This window comes from Kitasatospora sp. MAP5-34 (assembly GCF_029894335.1).
Lineage (GTDB): Bacteria > Actinomycetota > Actinomycetes > Streptomycetales > Streptomycetaceae > Kitasatospora.
Genome location: NZ_JARXZC010000002.1, coordinates 233233 through 249232, shown reverse-complemented (window position 1 = coordinate 249232; position 16000 = coordinate 233233). Strand labels below are relative to the sequence as shown.

At 71.6% G+C, this 16000-nt stretch carries 15 protein-coding genes; 10 read left to right on the top strand and 5 right to left on the bottom strand.

Features of this window, described 5'->3' with window-relative positions; all coding sequences use genetic code 11:
* Positions 1 to 152 precede the first annotated feature (152 nt).
* The 3 genes from panB (at position 153) to P3T29_RS03090 (ending at position 3058) form a co-directional block, all read left to right on the top strand.
* Positions 153 to 1085: a 3-methyl-2-oxobutanoate hydroxymethyltransferase gene (gene panB, locus P3T29_RS03100; protein WP_280714655.1), complete on the top strand. Its 933-nt coding sequence runs from the start codon at positions 153 to 155 to the stop codon at positions 1083 to 1085.
* A 156-nt stretch (positions 1086 to 1241) separates the two neighbouring features.
* On the top strand, positions 1242 to 2237 hold the full coding sequence (locus tag P3T29_RS03095; RefSeq protein WP_280714654.1) for an ATP-binding cassette domain-containing protein: 996 nt from the start codon (positions 1242 to 1244) through the stop codon (positions 2235 to 2237).
* A complete protein-coding gene (locus tag P3T29_RS03090; RefSeq protein WP_280714653.1) occupies positions 2234 to 3058 on the top strand; it encodes an ABC transporter permease in 825 nt (274 codons plus the stop codon). Before P3T29_RS03095 ends, P3T29_RS03090 begins: the two co-directional genes overlap by 4 nt.
* Positions 3059 to 3093: 35 nt before the next feature.
* Here the strand turns inward: P3T29_RS03090 and P3T29_RS03085 are convergent, their stop codons facing one another.
* Entirely contained in the window at positions 3094 to 6447 is a 3354-nt protein-coding gene (locus tag P3T29_RS03085; RefSeq protein WP_280714652.1) for a BTAD domain-containing putative transcriptional regulator, read from the bottom strand.
* Between the two features lie 190 nt (positions 6448 to 6637).
* Here P3T29_RS03085 and P3T29_RS03080 point away from each other — a divergent pair, with 190 nt between their 5' ends.
* Both P3T29_RS03080 and P3T29_RS03075 read left to right on the top strand, forming a co-directional pair.
* Positions 6638 to 7453: a site-2 protease family protein gene (locus P3T29_RS03080; RefSeq protein ID WP_280714651.1), complete on the top strand. Its 816-nt coding sequence runs from the start codon at positions 6638 to 6640 to the stop codon at positions 7451 to 7453.
* Between the two features lie 110 nt (positions 7454 to 7563).
* Positions 7564 to 9612, top strand: a complete 2049-nt coding sequence (locus P3T29_RS03075) for a transglycosylase domain-containing protein (protein ID WP_280714650.1) — start codon at positions 7564 to 7566, stop codon at positions 9610 to 9612.
* A 94-nt stretch (positions 9613 to 9706) separates the two neighbouring features.
* Here the strand turns inward: P3T29_RS03075 and P3T29_RS03070 are convergent, their stop codons facing one another.
* Together P3T29_RS03070 and npdG are read right to left on the bottom strand one after the other, a co-directional pair.
* Positions 9707 to 9889 (bottom strand): hypothetical protein, encoded by a 183-nt coding sequence (locus P3T29_RS03070; protein ID WP_280714649.1) that lies wholly within the window; start codon positions 9887 to 9889, stop codon positions 9707 to 9709.
* 100 nt (positions 9890 to 9989) lie between these two features.
* Positions 9990 to 10682, bottom strand: coding sequence for an NADPH-dependent F420 reductase (npdG, locus tag P3T29_RS03065; RefSeq protein ID WP_280714648.1), 693 nt, complete (start codon positions 10680 to 10682; stop codon positions 9990 to 9992).
* A gap of 46 nt (positions 10683 to 10728) precedes the next feature.
* Between npdG and P3T29_RS03060 the strand changes: the two genes are divergently transcribed.
* On the top strand, positions 10729 to 11310 hold the full coding sequence (locus P3T29_RS03060; protein WP_280714647.1) for a hypothetical protein: 582 nt from the start codon (positions 10729 to 10731) through the stop codon (positions 11308 to 11310).
* Positions 11311 to 11376: 66 nt separating this feature from the next.
* On the top strand, positions 11377 to 12702 hold the full coding sequence (locus tag P3T29_RS03055) for an MFS transporter (protein WP_280714646.1): 1326 nt from the start codon (positions 11377 to 11379) through the stop codon (positions 12700 to 12702).
* A gap of 28 nt (positions 12703 to 12730) precedes the next feature.
* Here P3T29_RS03055 and P3T29_RS03050 read toward each other — a convergent pair whose 3' ends face one another.
* A complete protein-coding gene (locus P3T29_RS03050) occupies positions 12731 to 12949 on the bottom strand; it encodes a hypothetical protein (protein ID WP_280714645.1) in 219 nt (72 codons plus the stop codon).
* Positions 12950 to 13053: 104 nt separating this feature from the next.
* Here P3T29_RS03050 and map point away from each other — a divergent pair, with 104 nt between their 5' ends.
* Entirely contained in the window at positions 13054 to 13899 is an 846-nt protein-coding gene (gene map / locus P3T29_RS03045; protein ID WP_280714644.1) for a type I methionyl aminopeptidase, read from the top strand.
* Between the two features lie 125 nt (positions 13900 to 14024).
* On the opposite strand, the gene P3T29_RS03040 is transcribed toward map, so the two are convergent.
* Positions 14025 to 14726 carry a bifunctional DNA primase/polymerase gene (locus P3T29_RS03040; RefSeq protein ID WP_280714643.1) on the bottom strand — a complete coding sequence of 234 codons (702 nt, stop codon included), beginning with the start codon at positions 14724 to 14726 and terminating at the stop codon, positions 14025 to 14027.
* A 398-nt stretch (positions 14727 to 15124) separates the two neighbouring features.
* Between P3T29_RS03040 and P3T29_RS03035 the strand changes: the two genes are divergently transcribed.
* Positions 15125 to 15346, top strand: coding sequence for a hypothetical protein (locus tag P3T29_RS03035; protein ID WP_280714642.1), 222 nt, complete (start codon positions 15125 to 15127; stop codon positions 15344 to 15346).
* Positions 15347 to 15656: 310 nt separating this feature from the next.
* On the top strand, positions 15657 to 15944 hold the full coding sequence (locus P3T29_RS03030) for a helix-turn-helix transcriptional regulator (protein WP_348532788.1): 288 nt from the start codon (positions 15657 to 15659) through the stop codon (positions 15942 to 15944).
* Positions 15945 to 16000: the final 56 nt, after the last annotated feature.

The following is a 16000-nucleotide window of genomic DNA, read 5'->3' as shown; positions in this document are numbered from 1 at the left end:
CCGGAGACCCGGCGAACGGCCCCCCGAAGGCTCAGCCGCGAGGATCTACGGGCACCGGCTCTTTTGCGACCGGCCGCGCGCGTGCAAGCATGGAGGAGATCCGGGGACGCCGTACGGCGCCACGAGACGACAACCCTTCAGGAGCCTGTTCCATGAACGCTTCTCCGCTTTCGCCTGCCCAGACGCCGGAGCCCGCCGCTACCCGGCCCGCCTCCGCCCAGCCCACCGCCACCCCGGCGGAGGCCACGCCGCGCACGGGCAGCACCCTCTACGGCGGTGTGACCAACCGCCGCGTCACCGTCCGCGACCTGGCCGCCGCCAAACAGCGCGGCGAGCGGTGGGCCATGCTCACCGCGTACGACGCCCTGACCGGCGGCGTGTTCGACGAGGCCGGCATCCCGGTGCTGCTCGTCGGGGACTCGGCCGGCAACTGCCACCTCGGCTACGAGACCACTGTGCCCGTGACCATGGACCAGATGGTGATGCTCTCCGCCGCCGTCGTCCGAGGCACCAAGCGCGCCATGGTCATCAGCGACATGCCGTTCGGCTCCTACCAGGAGTCCCCCGCCCAGGCCATGCACAACGCCGCCCGGCTGATGAAGGAGGCGGGCGTCGGCGCGGTCAAGCTGGAGGGCGGCGAGCGCAGTGCCCGCTCCATCGAGCTGCTGGTCGAGGCCGGCATCCCGGTGATGGCCCACATCGGGCTGACCCCGCAGTCGGTGCACGCCTACGGCGGGTACCCGGTGCAGGGACGCGGCGACGAGGCGGCCCACCAGCTGCTGCGCGACGCGAAGGCCGTCCAGCAGGCGGGCGCCTTCGCGGTGGTGCTGGAGGCGGTACCCGCCGAGCTGGCCGCCCAGGTCACCGAGCAGCTGGCGATCCCGACCGTCGGCATCGGCGCGGGTGTCGGCACCGACGCCCAGGTGCTGGTCTGGACGGACATGGCCGGTATGACGGCCGGTCACATGCCCAAGTTCGTCAAGCAGTACGCCAACCTGCGGGCCGTGCTCGGCGACGCGGCCCGCGAGTTCGCGGACGAGGTCGGGGCGGGGACCTTCCCGGCGGCTGAGCACAGCTTCAAGTGACCGGAGCGGGCGCGAGGAGCTGCGCGACCAACTGCTGGTCGCGCAGCTCCTCGCGCCCCTGGGGGTACCCCGCCCTGACAATGGGATGACAGTGGGATGACAGCGGAGTGACAGCAGTGTCAGCGGCCTGACAGCGGCGCCCGGCAGCCTGAGGGCATGACACGAATCGCGACAGAGAACGCCGTCGAGGTACGCGGCCTCGTCAAGCACTACGGGAACACCAAGGCGCTGGACGGCGTCGACCTGACCGTCCGGCAGGGCACCGTGCTCGGGGTGCTCGGCCCGAACGGGGCCGGGAAGACCACGCTGGTCCGCGTCCTCTCCACCCTGATCAAGCCGGACGCCGGGACGGCGTACGTCGGCGGGTTCGACGTACTGCGCCAGCCCAAGCAGCTGCGCCGCACCATCGGTCTGACCGGGCAGTACGCCTCCGTCGACGAACTGCTCTCCGGCTACGAGAACCTCTACCTGATCGGGCGGCTGCTCGACCTCCCCGGCAAGGCGGCCAAGGCCCGCGCCGGCGAACTGCTGGAGCGCTTCTCGCTCACCGAGGCCGCCAAACGCCCGGCCAAGACCTACTCGGGCGGTATGCGGCGCCGCCTCGACCTCGCCGCCAGCATGATCGGCCGTCCCAAGGTGCTCTACCTGGACGAGCCCACCACCGGTCTCGACCCGCGCACCCGCAACGAGGTCTGGGACGAGGTGCAACGGATGGTCGCCGAGGGCACCACCGTGCTGCTCACCACCCAGTACATGGAGGAGGCCGAGCAGCTCGCCCACGGGCTGACGGTCATCGACAAGGGCCGGGTGATCGCGTCGGGCGGCGTCCGGGAGCTGAAGGCGCAGGTCGGCGGCCGGACGGTGCAGGTACGGCCGGTGCACCCCGCCGAGCTGTCCGAGATGGCCCGCTGCCTGCACGACTGCGGCATCACCGCCGCCACCGTCTCCGAGGACACCGGCCTGCTCTCGGTGCAGATCACCGAGGACGAGGAACTCACCGCCGTGGTCGGCGTGCTGGGCACCCGGGGCTTCGGCATCGCGAGCATCGACACCAAGCTGCCCAGCCTGGACGAGGTCTTCCTCGCCATCACCACCAAGCCCGGCGCCACCCCCGCCACCACCACTCCGATGCTGAAGGAGGCCGTGGCATGAGCGCCGCGACCCTCAACCCCGCTCCCGCCACGATCGGCCACCTGGCGGACCCCCGGATCGGCCTGCGCGGCAACCTGCGCCACGTCGGCGCGCTGACCAGGCGGAACCTGATGCGGATCAAGGCCGACCCGGAGTCGATGCTCGACGCGTTGCTCGTGCCGATCATCTTCACCGTGCTGTTCGTCTACGTGTTCGGCGGCGCCGTGAAGGGCAGCCAGCAGGAGTACATCCAGTACATGATCCCGGGCCTGCTCGGCACCACCGGCCTCAACCTGGCGATGGCGGTCGGCACCGGCCTGAACAGCGACTTCCAGACCGGGGTGATGGACCGCTTCCGCACCCTGCCGATCGCACGGTCCGCCGTCCTGCTCTCCAAGCTGGCGGCGGAGGTCCTGCGCGGGCTGGTCTCCTTCACCATCCTGATCGGCTTCTCGACGATCCTCGGGCTGCAGATCAAGACCGACTTCCTGCACCTGCTGGCGGCGGTCGGGCTCTCCCTGCTCTTCGGGATGTCGATCGTCTGGATCTCGATGCTGCTCGGCATGTCGCTGCGCAGCGCCCAGGCCGTCCAAGGAGTGTCGATGGTGGTCATCATGCCGTTGCAGTTCGGTAGTTCGATCTTCGCGCCGACCAGCACCATGCCCGGCTGGCTGCAGACCTTCACCGAGTACAACCCGCTGTCGGCGCTGGCCGACGCCTGCCGCAACCTGATCAACGGCGGGGCGCTGACCCACTCGGTGCTGATCGTGCTGATCTGGTCGGTGACGATCACCGCCATCACCGCGCCGCTGGCGGTGGCGAGGTTCCGCAAGCGGACGTGAGCCGGAGCGGGCCCGAGCCGGACCCGGCTCAACCGTCAGAACGATCCCAGCTCGTCCAGCAGGGCGGCCGCCTCCGCGAGGGAGAGGCGGCCGCCCTCGGCGATCGCCTCCGCGAAGACCTCGTCACCCAGCACGGCGCGCAGGGCACGGTCGCCCGACTCCCGCTCCCGCCGCTCCAGGTACGAGCCCAGGTTCCCGTGCAGCTGGTAGTGCGCGCCGAGCAATACGGCGGCCCTCCGGGCCGGGCGCGGGTCGCCGTCGTGGTCCGCGAGCGCGAGCAGCACGCCGAGCGCGGGCAGGATCAGCATCACCGTCATGTGTTCGGCGAACACCGAGGCCGCGTCGTCCACCGAGCGGATCTGCCGACGCCCCTCGAGCATCAGTGCGAGCCCCCCGCCCGGATCGCCGCTCCGCGCCGTCACCCAGGCCCGGATGCAGGTCACGATGCCGCCGAAGACCTCCGGCACCACCGGCCCGAACGCCTGCTGGCTGAGCTCCAGTTGGTCCAGCTGGCCGAGCGCCTCGGGGTACTCGTCCCGCCCCATGTGGAGGCTGCAGAGCACCATCCGCCCGTACAGCGTCGCGCCGTCGGCGGAGTGGGTGCCCCAGACGACGCCGTCCAGCGCCGCCCGGACCAGCCGTTCGCCCTCGGCCGGATCGGTCTCGAACAGCGTCTCGCCGAGCCGCACCTGGAGCATCGGTACCTCGTGCGCGGCGCCCAGCTTCTCGGCGAGGTCGATCGCCTGCCGGTAGGACGCCGTCGCGAGCGCGTACTCGCCACGCTTCGCCGCGCTCTCCGCCTGGGTGGCGAGCGCCTCGGACATGCCCCAGCGGTCGCCGGCCCGGGTGAACAGCTCCAGCGCCTCGTCACCGTCCGCGATCGCCTGCTCCAGCCCGTCGGCCCAGTCGTTCAGCATCCGGGACCTTATCTGCAGGATGAAGGCGAGGTCGAGGTCACTGCCGTGCACCCGGCAGCCCGCCACCGTCTCGTCCGCCAGCGGCCGGAGCTGGTCCAGCTCCCCGGTCAGGAAGGCCGCGAAGACCCGCATCAGCACGGGGTACCGGTACGACTGCGGCAGGTCCGGGGTGTACGTCCGCAGCACCGAGTTGGCCAGGGCGGTGGCGTCGGCGTCCCCCAGCATCGCCATGTTGCCCGTGAACAGGCCCACCAGCTGGTGGATCCGGAGCTGCCGCCGGGCCTCCGCCAGCATCCCGGGGCGCATCGGGGGCGGCGCGGCCAACGGCCCGGCGAGCAGCGGGACGGGCGCCGGGGCGTCCTCGGCGAAGGCGTCCGGGCCGAGCGCGACGACCGCCTCGTACCAGCCGCTCGCCTCCCGGTGGTAGTCGCGCAGTGACCAGAACCAGCTCATCCCCAGCACGATGACCAGGGCCTCCTGCTCATCCCCGGCGCTCACCGCCCGGCGCAGCGCGGCCCGGATGTTGTCCTGCTCGCACTCCAACTCGGCCAGCTTGACCAGCTGTTCGGGCCCGCGCAGCAGCGGCTCGGCGGTCCGGACCAGCTCCCGGAAGCAGCTGATGTGGCGCCGCGCCGCGTCGTCACCGGGTGTCTCGGCGAGGCGCTCGGCGGCGTACTCGTGGATGGTCTCCAACATCCAGTACCGGGGCTGTGCCCCGAGCCCGGCGACCAGCAGGGACTTGTCGACCAGCGAGAGCAGCAGGTCGGCGACCTCCTCGCGCGGCACGTCCGTACCGCCCGCGCAGACCTGTTCGGCCGCCTCCAGCGTCCAGCCGCCGGCGAAGACGGAGAGCCTGCGCAGTACGGCGCGTTCGCGCTTGCCCAGCAGGTCCCAGCTCCAGTCGACCACGGCGCGCAGGGTCTGCTGGCGGGGCAGCAGGGTGCGGGCGCCGGCCGTGAGCAGGGTGAACCGGCCGTCCAGGCGGTCCGCGATCTGACGTGGCGTCAGACCGCGCAGCCGGGCGGCGGCCAGCTCGATGGCCAGCGGCAGGCCGTCCAGTCGGCGGCAGATCTCGGCGCAGGCCGCCGGGTCGTCGGCCGGGTCGAAGCCGGGACGGGCCGCCGCGCCGCGCTCGGCGAACAGCCGCAGGGCGGCCGGGTCGGGCAGCGGCTCGACCGGGACGACCATCTCTCCGGGTACGCCTAGCGGCTCCCTACTGGTCGCCAGCACGGTCAACCCCGGGCACTCGGCCAGGAGTTGGTCGGCCAGTTCGGCGGCGGCCTGGATCAGGTGCTCGCAGTTGTCCAGCACCAGCAGCAGTCGGCGGTGAGCGAAGTGCTCGACGATCCGCCGCACCGGGTCGTCCGAACGGGTCACGTCCGCCACCCCACTGGTGTGCAGGACGGTCTCGCGCAGCCCGAGGGTGGTGAGCAGCGCTCCCGGCACCGCGGCCGGGTCGTCCAGCGGTGCCAGCTCGGCGAGCCAGACGCCGTCCGGCCAGGCCCCGGCGGCCTGTTCGATCCGGCCGGCCTCGACGGAGAGCCGGGTCTTCCCGGAGCCGCCCGGGCCGGTCAGCGTGGTCAGCCGCCCGGCCGCCAGCGCGGTCTTGAGCGAGCGGAGATCGACGTCCCGGCCGACGAAACTGGTCAGCCTCGGCCGCAGGTTGCCGACCGCACGCGGGGCGGGCCGGACGGGGACGGGAGCGGGTACGGGTACGGGCGCGGGAGCAGTGGGAGCGGCGGCCGGCACGGTGTCGGCCGACTGCCGCAGCAACTCCTGGTGGACCGCCCGCAGTTCAGCCCCCGGATCGGCGCCAAGCTCCTCCGCCAGCGCCCGTCGGGCGGTGTCGAACTGCCGCAGCGCGTCGGCGGTACGTCCGCTGTCGCGCAGGGCCCGGATCAGCAGCACCTGCAACTGCTCGTCCAGCGGCCGCAGTTCGCACAGCTCGGCGAGTTCGGCGGTCAGCTCGGCGGCCCGGCCGAGGGCCAGTTCGGCATGGATCCGGTGCCGCCGGGTCTTCTCGCGCTGCGCCTCCAGCCGGGTGGCGGACCCGGTCCGGTCCGGCAGGTCGGCGAGCGCGGGGCCGCGCCAGAGCGCCAGCGCCGCGCCCAACCGCTCGGCGGCCCGGGCGTGGTCGGCGGCGTCCAGCGCCTGGCGTCCCTCGGAGCTCAGCCGCTGGAACTCCCCGAGGTCGGTGGTGTCGCCGGTCAGCCAGTAGCCCGCCGGGCCCGAACCGATCTCGTCCCGGCCGACCGTCCGACGCAGCCGCCCGACCAGCGTCTGCAGCGCGGCGGCGGGGTCCTGCGGCGGATCCGCGCCCCAGACCTCCTCCACCAGCAGTTCCGCCGGGACGGGCCGCCCCTGCCGCAGGACCAGTGCCGCCAGGAGCGCGCGCAGCCGCGCGCCACCCAGGGGTACCTGGGTGCCGTCGTCCTGCCGGGCCGTGGTGATGCCGAGGATGCCGTAGTACACCGCTCTATTGTGATCGATGCCTCAGCGCGGCTTCGCACGGGCATCCCGCCCGGGGCCCGCCGGAACCTACGCGGAACCCGGGTGGGCTACCACACGTTCACTGGGGACGGCTTGTCCGGGCCCACCCGGCCCGGCATGATCGGACCTTGTCCAAGTCCCGCCGCCCCCGACCGCTCGGAGCCCCACCGCCATGACCTTCGCCGATGCTCAGCGCTCGCGCAGCGAGGACCGCCGGATCAGCCCGGTCTTCTGGGTGCTGCTCGCGACCCTCGGTACCTCCGGCTGGGCGGTGTGGTCGGGCTACGGCAACGCCCGCTTCGGGGTGTTCCTCTTCGTGGTGGCGGGCTGGATGGTCTCGCTCTGCCTGCACGAGTACGCGCACGCCCGGACGGCGATGCACAGCGGCGACATCTCGATCGGCGGCAAGGGCTACCTGACCCTCAACCCGTTCAAGTACGCCAACTCCATCTACAGCTTCGTGCTGCCGGTGATCTTCATCGTCCTCGGCGGGATCGGCCTGCCCGGCGGCGCGGTCTACATCGAGCGGAGCCGGATCCAGGGCCGGCTGAAGCACAGCCTGATCTCGGCGGCGGGCCCGCTGGTCAACGTGGTCTGCGCGGTGCTGCTGCTGATCCCGATCGGCGCGGGCTGGCTGGACGATCCCGGTGTGCACACCTTCGTCCAGGACCAGGAGCTGAACGTCTCCCCACTCGCGGCCGCGCTCGGCTTCCTCGCCCTGCTCCAGATCAGCGCCGCACTGCTCAACCTGCTGCCCGTCCCGGGCCTGGACGGCTACGGCATCATCGAGCCGTGGCTCTCGCTGAAGACCCGGCGCGCGGTCGCACCGTTCGCGCCGTACGGGATGCTCACGGTGTTCATCGTGCTGTGGCAGTCGGCGGTCAACCAGTGGTTCTTCACCCTGGTCTACGACATCATGAGCCTCTTCGGCGTCGACGGCGCCTACGCACAGCTGGGCCACTACCTGTTCCAGTTCTGGCAGAACTGACGGCTGTGGCGGCGTCGGCAGGCCCGCCGCCCGATTCTGTCGCAATCCTGTGACGGACAACGCCCGCCGATCGGTCCGATTTCTCATTCTGCGTACTTACGCTCAGAGGCATGTCTTCGTCGCACTCTGGCTCCTTCGTACACAAGATCGGGCTCACCGCCAAGCTGATCGCCATCAGCACGGTGGCCGGCGTGATCACCGCCGGGCTGGCGCTGCCCGCCATAGGCAGTGTCGGGCTGGGCGCGAAGGACGCCGTCTCGGGCTTCAACAGCCTGCCGAGCGACTTCACGGCTCCCCCGCTCTCCCAGGCGACCACCGTCTACGACGCGGCCGGCGGCGTGATCGCCACCGTCTACAGCCGGGACCGTACGGTCGTGCCCAGCGACCAGATATCCCCGCTGATGAAGTCGGCCCTGGTGGACATCGAGGACAACCGCTTCTACCAGCACGGCGCGATCGACCTCAAGGGCGTGCTGCGGGCGATAAACAAGAACGCGGCGAGCGGCGGGGTCTCGCAGGGCGCCTCCACCCTCACCCAGCAGTACGTGAAGAACGTCTTCGTCGACGAGGCGGGTGACGACCAGCAGGCGGTGCTGGCCGCCCAGGCGCAGACGATCGGTCGCAAGCTCAAGGAGATGAAGTACGCGATCAAGCTGGAGGAGACCCTCACCAAGGACCAGATCCTCACCAACTACCTGAACATCACGTTCATGGGTGAGCAGGCGTACGGGGTCGAGGCGGCCGCCCAGCGGTACTTCAGCGTCCACGCGAAGGACCTCAGCCTCCCGCAGGCCGCCCTGCTGGCCGGTATCGTGCAGTCGCCCACCGGGTACGACCCGATCGTCAACCCCAAGCAGTCCAAGGACCGTCGGGACACGGTGCTGCGCAAGATGGCGCAGTACGGCACCATCACCCAGGCCCAGGCGGACCAGGCGATAGCCACCCCCATCACGCTCAACGTCAGCCGCCCGCAGCAGGGTTGCATCACGGCGGCGCAGGGCGAGGGCTTCTTCTGCGACTACGTGCACAAGATCGTCACCACCGACCCGGCCTTCGGCGCCAACTCGGCCGAACGACAGGCGCTGTGGAAGCGCGGCGGCCTGCAGATCCACACCACGATCGACCCCAAGGCGCAGCAGGCCCTGCAGCAGTCCGTCACCAGCCACGTCTACGCCTCGGACAAGGCCGCCACCGCGATGACGGTGGTGCAGCCGGGCACCGGGAAGATCATGGCGATGGGGCAGAGCCGCCCGTACGGGGTCCTGGACAACCAGACCACGATCAACCTGAACGTCACCAAGGCGATGGGCGGCGGCCTCGGCTTCCCGACCGGCTCGACCTTCAAGCCGATCGTGGCCGCCGCCGCGCTGGAGAACGGCATCACGCCCTCGCAGTCGTACCCGTCGCCGTACAGCATGCCGTGGCCGGCGATGAAGACCTGCGGCGGTGCCCCGCTCAAGGAGGGCGGCCAGGTGAGCAACGACTCGCACAGCCTGGTCGGGCCGTTCACCATGGCGCCGGCGATGGCCCAGTCGGTGAACACCTACTTCGCCGCACTGGAGGGCGACGCCGGGCTCTGCAACGTGGTGCAGATGGCCAACAAGCTCGGCATCACCCAGCAGGCGGGCGGCGAGACGCTGCAGCAGGTGCAGTCCATGACCCTCGGCAGCAACGACCTGACCCCGCTGGAGATGGCGAGCGTCTACGCCGCCTTCGCCTCGCACGGCACCTACTGCACCCCGACGGCGATCACCTCCGTCACCACCGCCGACGGCAAGTCGCTGAACATCCCGGCGTCCAACTGCACCAACGTGATGTCCGCCACCACCGCCGACTCCATCACCACCATGCTCAAGGGCGTCGTCCAGGACGGCACCGGCACCCAGGCCGGCCTGAGCGACCGCGACAGCGCGGGCAAGACGGGTACCACCAACAGCGGCAGGCAGGTCTGGTTCGTCGGCTACACGCCCGAGCTGTCGGGCGCCACGGTGGTCAGCGACACCGCCGCGCCGACCTCGCTGGACGGCCAGCGGATCGGCGGCCAGACGATCGACCAGGCGTTCGGTGGCACCCTGGCCGGCCCGATCTGGCGGGACGCGATGACCGGCGCACTCGACGGCACCACCCCGCAGTCGCTGACGACGGTCCCGCTGCAGTAGGCCCCCCGGGGGGACGACAGGGGCGCGGGGCTCTGCTTGATCAAGGCTTGATCAAGCAGAGCCCCGCGCCCCTGTTCCGGCCACCGGGTTCTGGCTACTGGTTGTCCGCCGCCTTCGCAAGGCGCTCACGCCGCAGGTGGAACCAGGCGATGTTGCTGGCGACGCCCGCGAGCAGGACCCAGATCACGCCGAACCAGTTGCCCTCGACGAACGAGACCACGGCTGCGGTCACCGCCAGCACGAAGACGATCGAGGCCATCAGGGCGTTGCGGGGCATGTCGGGGGCTCCTTGGTACGGGGGCGCGATCGGCACCCATTGTCACCGAAGGCCCCCCTTGATCGGGCAAGGGGGGCCTTCCGCATACGGTCGTACCAGCCTAGACGTCGGTGATGCGCAGGCCCGCGTGGGCCTTGTAGCGGCGGTTCACCGAGATCAGGTTGGCCACCAGCGACTCCACCTGGTGGGCGTTGCGCAGCCGCCCGGCGAAGACGCCACGCATGCCGGGGATGCGGGCGGCGAGCGCCTGCACGATGTCGGTGGCCTCGCGGTCCTCGCCGAGCACCATCACGTCGGTGTCGATCTCCGCGAGCGACTCGTCCTGCAGCAGCACCGCCGAGAGGTGGTGGAAGGCGGCCGTGACCCGCGAGTCCGGGAGCAGCGCGGCGGCCTGCTGGGCGGCGCTGCCCTCCTCCGGCTTCAGGGCGTACGCGCCCTGCTTGTCGAAGCCCAGCGGGTTGACGCAGTCGACGACGATCTTGCCCGCCAGCTCCTCGCGGAGCGCCGAGAGGGTGGCGGCGTGCCCGTCCCACGGCACGGCGACGATCACGATGTCACTCTCCCGGGCCGTGGTCGCGTTGTCCGCGCCACGTACGCCGAGGCCCAGCTCGGCGGCGGACGCCTCGGCCCGCTCGGCCGTACGGGAGCCGATGACGACCTGCTGGCCGGCCTTGGCCAGCCGGTAGGCCAGGCCCCGGCCCTGGTCGCCGGTGCCGCCCAGGACACCGACCACGAGCTGTGAGACGTCAGGAAGCTGGTGGGCCGGGTTGGTCACTGAATCGTGGGTACTCATGGGGAGATCCTGCCAAAGCGGGGGTGGCGGCTCCATCCTGATCGGCATGGACGCCGTGAGAGTTTCAGCACTACGCCAGTCCCTGACCGGCAGCGGCTGGCTGGAGTCGGCCGGGCTGTTCGCGGGCGCGCTGCGGCACGAGGTCAGCCGCCGCACCGCCGGCGGCCTGCTGCTGGTCGGCACCGAATCGTACGAGCCCTGGCACCTCGCCGCGCACCTGGACGACGAGGCGCTCTGGTCGGGAGTCCCCCGGCTGGCCCCCACCCTGTTGCGCCATCAGGTACCGGAGGGCGCCCCGGCGCACCTCTCGTACGGTCTCGGACGGCTGACGGAGGTCCGGCGCGGCGTGACCGTCCTGGTGGTGGCGCCAGCTGCCGCCGGGGCGCCGCTGCTGGAACGGGTGCACGACGCCCGCCGGGGCGGCGCCACCGTCCTCGCCCTCGACACCGGCGACCGGGAGTTGGCGGGCCTGGCCCACGAGCGGCTGGCGGTGCCGGGCGCCGGGGAGGAGCCCTTCGACCTGGTCCAGCACCTGGTCAGCACCGCCGCCGGGGCCACCCCGACCACCCGCTCCCGGCTGGCCCGCCTCGCCCAGCGGCTCGCCGCCCCGACGGCAGCCCGCTGGTAACCGCCTCCGTGCCTGACCTCGTAATTCGATTGCCCGGAACGGACACTCGGCGGAGGATTCCCTCCGATGACTTCCGAACCTCCTGATCCCGAGCGACAGCCACGACTGCGCGCGCTGTTCCGTCAGATCCGCCCCGATCTGACGCCCTGGCGCTCCTCGCGGGACTTCCGCCTGCTCTGGAGTTCGGGGTGCGTCTCCGCCTTCGGCAGCTTCCTGACGTATGTCGCGGTGCCGCTGCAGATCAAGCAGCTGACCGGCTCCTCGCTGGCCGTCGGCCTGGTCGGGGCGGTCGAGCTGCTCCCGCTGATCGTCTTCGGCCTGTGGGGCGGCGCGCTCGCCGACGCGCTGGACCGCCGGAAGCTGGTGCTGCTCTCGGAGGCCGGGCTCGGTCTGCTCTCCGGGCTGCTGCTGGTCAACGCGCTGCTGCCGACTCCACTGCTCTGGCCGATCTACCTGGTCGCGGGTCTGGTCGCCGCCGTCGACGGGCTCCAGCGCCCGGCGCTGGACTCGCTCACCCCACGGATCGTCGCGCACGATCAACTGACCGCCGCGTTCGCCCTCAACTCCCTCTACCGCAACGCCGCTTCGGTGGCCGGCCCGGCCCTCGCCGGTGTCATCGTGGCACTGGCGGGCGTCCGGACGGCGTACGCGCTGGACGTCACCACCTTCGCCGTCTCGCTGCTGCTGCTCGCCCGGATGCGCGCCGTGCCGCCGGCCACCGGCGCCGAGAAGCCCTCGCTACGGGCGATCGTCACCGGCGTGAAGTACGCCTGGAGCCGACGGGACCTGCTCGGCACGTACGCCATCGACACCTGCGCGATGCTCTTCGCGTTCCCGGTCGCGATCTTCCCGTTCCTGGCGAGCGACCTGCACGCCGACTGGGCGCTCGGCCTGATGTACGGGGCCTCGGCGGTCGGCGCGCTGGCGGTCTCGGCGACCAGCGGGTGGACGTCCCGGATCCACCGGCACGGCCGGATGCTGGTGGTCTCCGCACTCGGCTGGGGCGCGGCGATGGCGCTGGCCGGGCTGGCCGGCTCCATCTGGCCGGTGCTGCTCTGCCTCGCCCTGGCCGGGGGCGCCGACCAGATCAGCGGCATCGCCCGTTCCACCATGTGGAACCAGTCCATCCCGGACGAGCTGCGCGGCCGGCTGGCCGGCGTCGAGCTGCTCAGCTACTCGGTCGGCCCGCAGCTGGGCCAGGTCCGGGCCGGCGGCATGGCAGGCCTGATCGGTGTCCGGGGCTCGGTCTGGGCCGGCGGCCTGGCCTGCGTGGTCGGCGTGCTGGGCCTGACCGCCGCGCTCCCCCGGCTGCTGGCCTACGACGACCGCACCGACCCGAACGCCGCCGCCGTCCGCGCCGGCCGCGAGGCCACCGCCGCGCTGGCCGCCTGAGGCCTCGGAGCCCTGGGCTGACTCCAGGTCAGTCCTCCTGCTGGTCGGCCGCCTCGTCCTGCTTCTTCCACTCCCGGTTGCGCTCGGCGGCGATCTCCAGCGCGTGGCCGGCCTCCTCCCGGGTGGCGTACGGGCCGAGGCGGTCCTTGGCCGGGCACTCCGGGCCCTCCTCGACCTTGCCGTGCTTGATGCAGTAGAACCACTCGCCCGGCTGTCCGGTGGGCTTGCGGCCGAATCCCAGTGGCATGGCTGAGTCTCCTGTTCGTCCGGTTGCTTCGTCGAGGATCATTCCCGCCGACCCTCTCGCACACACAGCCGGGCCCGTGGCACCCGGCCGATAGACTCGCCGTCATGGCTCTCGTACCCGGCATCCAGTCCCCCATCCGCAAGGTCCCCGCGCACATCGCACGCCCGGAGTACGTCGGCAGGCCCGCGCCGACCCCGTACACCGGGCCCGAGGTGCAGACCACCGAGACGATCGAGAAGATGCGGATCGCCAGCCGGATCGCCGCGCAGGCGATGGCGGAGGCCGCGAAGCTGATCGCACCGGGGGTCACCACCGACGAACTCGACGTGGTCGCCCACGAGTACATGTGCGACCACGGCGCGTACCCGTCGGACCTCGGCTACCGGGGCTTCCCCAAGTCGATCTGCACCTCCGTCAACGAGGTGATCTGCCACGGCATCCCGGACTCGACGGTCCTTCAGGACGGCGACATCGTCAACATCGACGCGACCGCCTTCATCCACGGCGTGCACGGCGACCTGAACGCGACCTACCTGTGCGGCGACGTGGACGAGGAGTCCCGGCTGCTGGTCGAGCGGACGCGCGAGTCACTCAACCGGGCGATCAAGGCGGTCAAGCCGGGTCGGCAGATCAACGTGATCGGCCGGGTCATCGAGTCGTACGCCAAGCGCTTCGACTACGGCGTGGTCCGCGACTTCACCGGGCACGGGATCAACACGTCGTTCCACTCCGGTCTGATCATCCCGCACTACGACAGCGACCGGGCCACCGAAGTGATCAAGCCCGGGATGACCTTCACCATCGAGCCGATGCTCACCCTCGGCACGTACGACTACGAGATCTGGGCGGACGGCTGGACGGTCGTCACCAAGGACCGCAAGCGCACCGCCCAGTTCGAGCACACCCTCGTCGTCACGGCCGACGGCGCGGAGGTCCTCACGCTTCCCTGATCGGGGCAACCACAAGGGGCGCGGGGAACTGCGCGAAACCCGGAAGGCAACAGACCGTCACCTTCCGATCAAGCTCAGCTCCCCACGCCCCTGTTCCAGAAATCCGGGTACCTGTCGGCGAAGCCCTACCCGATGAGCCACTGCTCCTCAGCGACCGCGCCGGTCTCGGTGCACGCGTCCGTCAGGACATCCAGCACACGCAACGCGTCGGGCAACGGCTGCTCGGGCCCGCGCAGCCACCGCACCTCGGAGCCGTCCGGCAACGCGGCCGGCGGCACCAGGGTGTACGAGCCACGGCAGTGCCAACGCAGGCCGGGGTGCTCGGACATGGTGTCCGGGGTGCTGTCCAGCACGCTCGGCCACCACTCGTCCTCGTCGGCGGGGGTGCCCTTGGTGGCCGTGAAGAAGAGGTAGCGCTCCTCGCCGACGGCCGCGACCGGGCCGCCCACGCCGAGCAGGTCGAGCCGCTCCAGTGCCAGGCGTCCGGCCTCGGCGGGCACGTCGAGGACGTCGTGGGCCCGGCCGGTGGCGGTGACGAAGTTCGCCTGCGAGTCCCGCGAGAGCCAGTGGGCCAGCTGCTCGGGGTCGGTCGTCGCCTGGGACTGCCAGGCGAAGGAGACCGGATGCTGGGCGGGGGCCGGACAGCCGACCCGGTCGCAGGAACATCGGTGACCGGCCGGGTGCGCGGCGGGCGCCACGGGGAAGCCCGCCCTCACCGCGCCGAGCAGCAGATCCAGCCGGACGGCCGCGTCCGCACCGGTCGCGGGTCCGACCCGCCGCCGGTCACGCCGCTGCCACCAGGTCGTCCACCTACTGCTGGCTTCCATCGGGCCCCTTCCGCACCTGCTGTGACCTACCGTGCCCGGTACGGCACAGCAACCGACGCAACATCCGACGCAACGTCCTGGCCGGCCCGTTGCTTCCCGGGTCCGACTCGGTCCGACGCGTCCGCCACGGGCCGGAGCCGGGGTCGCCGGACGGCCGACGCCCGGGGTCACGTTACGGAGTACGAGAGTTGAAGCTCGGCGGGCGGGCGCACCGATGCGCGCCCAACCGGCCCGTACGGGGCCCGCTTGCCCGGGAGAACCCCGGGGGCGTACAGAGCAGGATAAGGGTGCGGACGGGGTCCTCTTGACCGGGGGCGGTGCTGCGCCGGTCACACCGCCTTCACACACCCCGCTCACCTCGCCGGTTCGCCATCGCCGCAGAGGTTTACGCTGGGCCGGTGAGAAGCGCAGAGACGGAATTCATCGGCGGCCCGCTGGACGGCAAGGTACTGCCCATCATGCTGAGCCCGTTCAACAGCGTGCCGAAGATCTACCGGGTGCCGGTCCCCGCCCACGGCGACGTGCCCAGCACCACACTGATCTACCGCCGGGCCAAGGAGTACGACGCCAAGGGCCGCTCGCGCTGGCGGTACGAGTACGACCAGGCCCTCTCCGACTGACCCGTCCCCCTGCCCGCGACGCGCGCGGTGCTCGACGGGTTCGGCCCGGTCGCATGGCACCTGCCGCCCGACGAGTTCGGCGCTTTCGACCGCGCCGTGACGGAGCTGGACGCGGAATACCGGGCGCTGCGGGACGAGCGGACCCCTGACCCGACACGACCCGCCGACACCGACGTCGAGCTGACCGGAGCGTTGCTGCGCCAACTCCTCGGTGCGCTGCTGATCCGCGTGGCGCGCCTCCCGGACCCGGCCGGCCGCCCCCGCCCCCGCCACGCCCGGCGCCCAGGTCCACCTCGCCTTCCGACGCGAGCTGGAACGCTCCTTCGCCACCACCCGCGCCATCGAGGACTACGCCGCGCGGCTCGGCTACTCCCCCCGAACCCTGACCCGCGCGTGCCTGGCCGCTACCGGCCGCAGCGCCAAGCAGCTCGCCGACGCCCGCGTCGCCCTGCAGGCGCAGCGGCTGCTTGCCCACACCGACCTGCCCGTGGCCGCGATCGGCCGCGCGCTCGGCTTCACCGAGGCCACCAACTTCGGCAAGTTCTTCGCCCGCGAGACCGGCCGCACCCCGGGCGGCTTCCGCCGCGCTCAGCGCTGAGCGCGCTCAGCGACCAGAAGGCCCCGCAACTGGCTGACATCCGTGGCGCGTCGCGG

Bases quoted from the DNA above. Each gene is read 5' to 3' on its own strand.
- P3T29_RS03090 (WP_280714653.1), top strand. From the start codon at position 2,234: ATGAGCGCCGCGACCCTCAACCCCGCTCCCGCCACGATCGGCCACCTG.
- P3T29_RS03050 (WP_280714645.1), bottom strand. From the start codon at position 12,949: ATGCCACTGGGATTCGGCCGCAAGCCCACCGGACAGCCGGGCGAGTGG.
- P3T29_RS03060 (WP_280714647.1), top strand. From the start codon at position 10,729: ATGGACGCCGTGAGAGTTTCAGCACTACGCCAGTCCCTGACCGGCAGC.
- panB (WP_280714655.1), top strand. From the start codon at position 153: ATGAACGCTTCTCCGCTTTCGCCTGCCCAGACGCCGGAGCCCGCCGCT.
- P3T29_RS03040 (WP_280714643.1), bottom strand. From the start codon at position 14,726: ATGGAAGCCAGCAGTAGGTGGACGACCTGGTGGCAGCGGCGTGACCGG.
- P3T29_RS03080 (WP_280714651.1), top strand. From the start codon at position 6,638: ATGACCTTCGCCGATGCTCAGCGCTCGCGCAGCGAGGACCGCCGGATC.
- P3T29_RS03070 (WP_280714649.1), bottom strand. From the start codon at position 9,889: ATGCCCCGCAACGCCCTGATGGCCTCGATCGTCTTCGTGCTGGCGGTG.
- P3T29_RS03095 (WP_280714654.1), top strand. From the start codon at position 1,242: ATGACACGAATCGCGACAGAGAACGCCGTCGAGGTACGCGGCCTCGTC.
- P3T29_RS03055 (WP_280714646.1), top strand. From the start codon at position 11,377: ATGACTTCCGAACCTCCTGATCCCGAGCGACAGCCACGACTGCGCGCG.
- map (WP_280714644.1), top strand. From the start codon at position 13,054: ATGGCTCTCGTACCCGGCATCCAGTCCCCCATCCGCAAGGTCCCCGCG.
- P3T29_RS03075 (WP_280714650.1), top strand. From the start codon at position 7,564: ATGTCTTCGTCGCACTCTGGCTCCTTCGTACACAAGATCGGGCTCACC.
- npdG (WP_280714648.1), bottom strand. From the start codon at position 10,682: ATGAGTACCCACGATTCAGTGACCAACCCGGCCCACCAGCTTCCTGAC.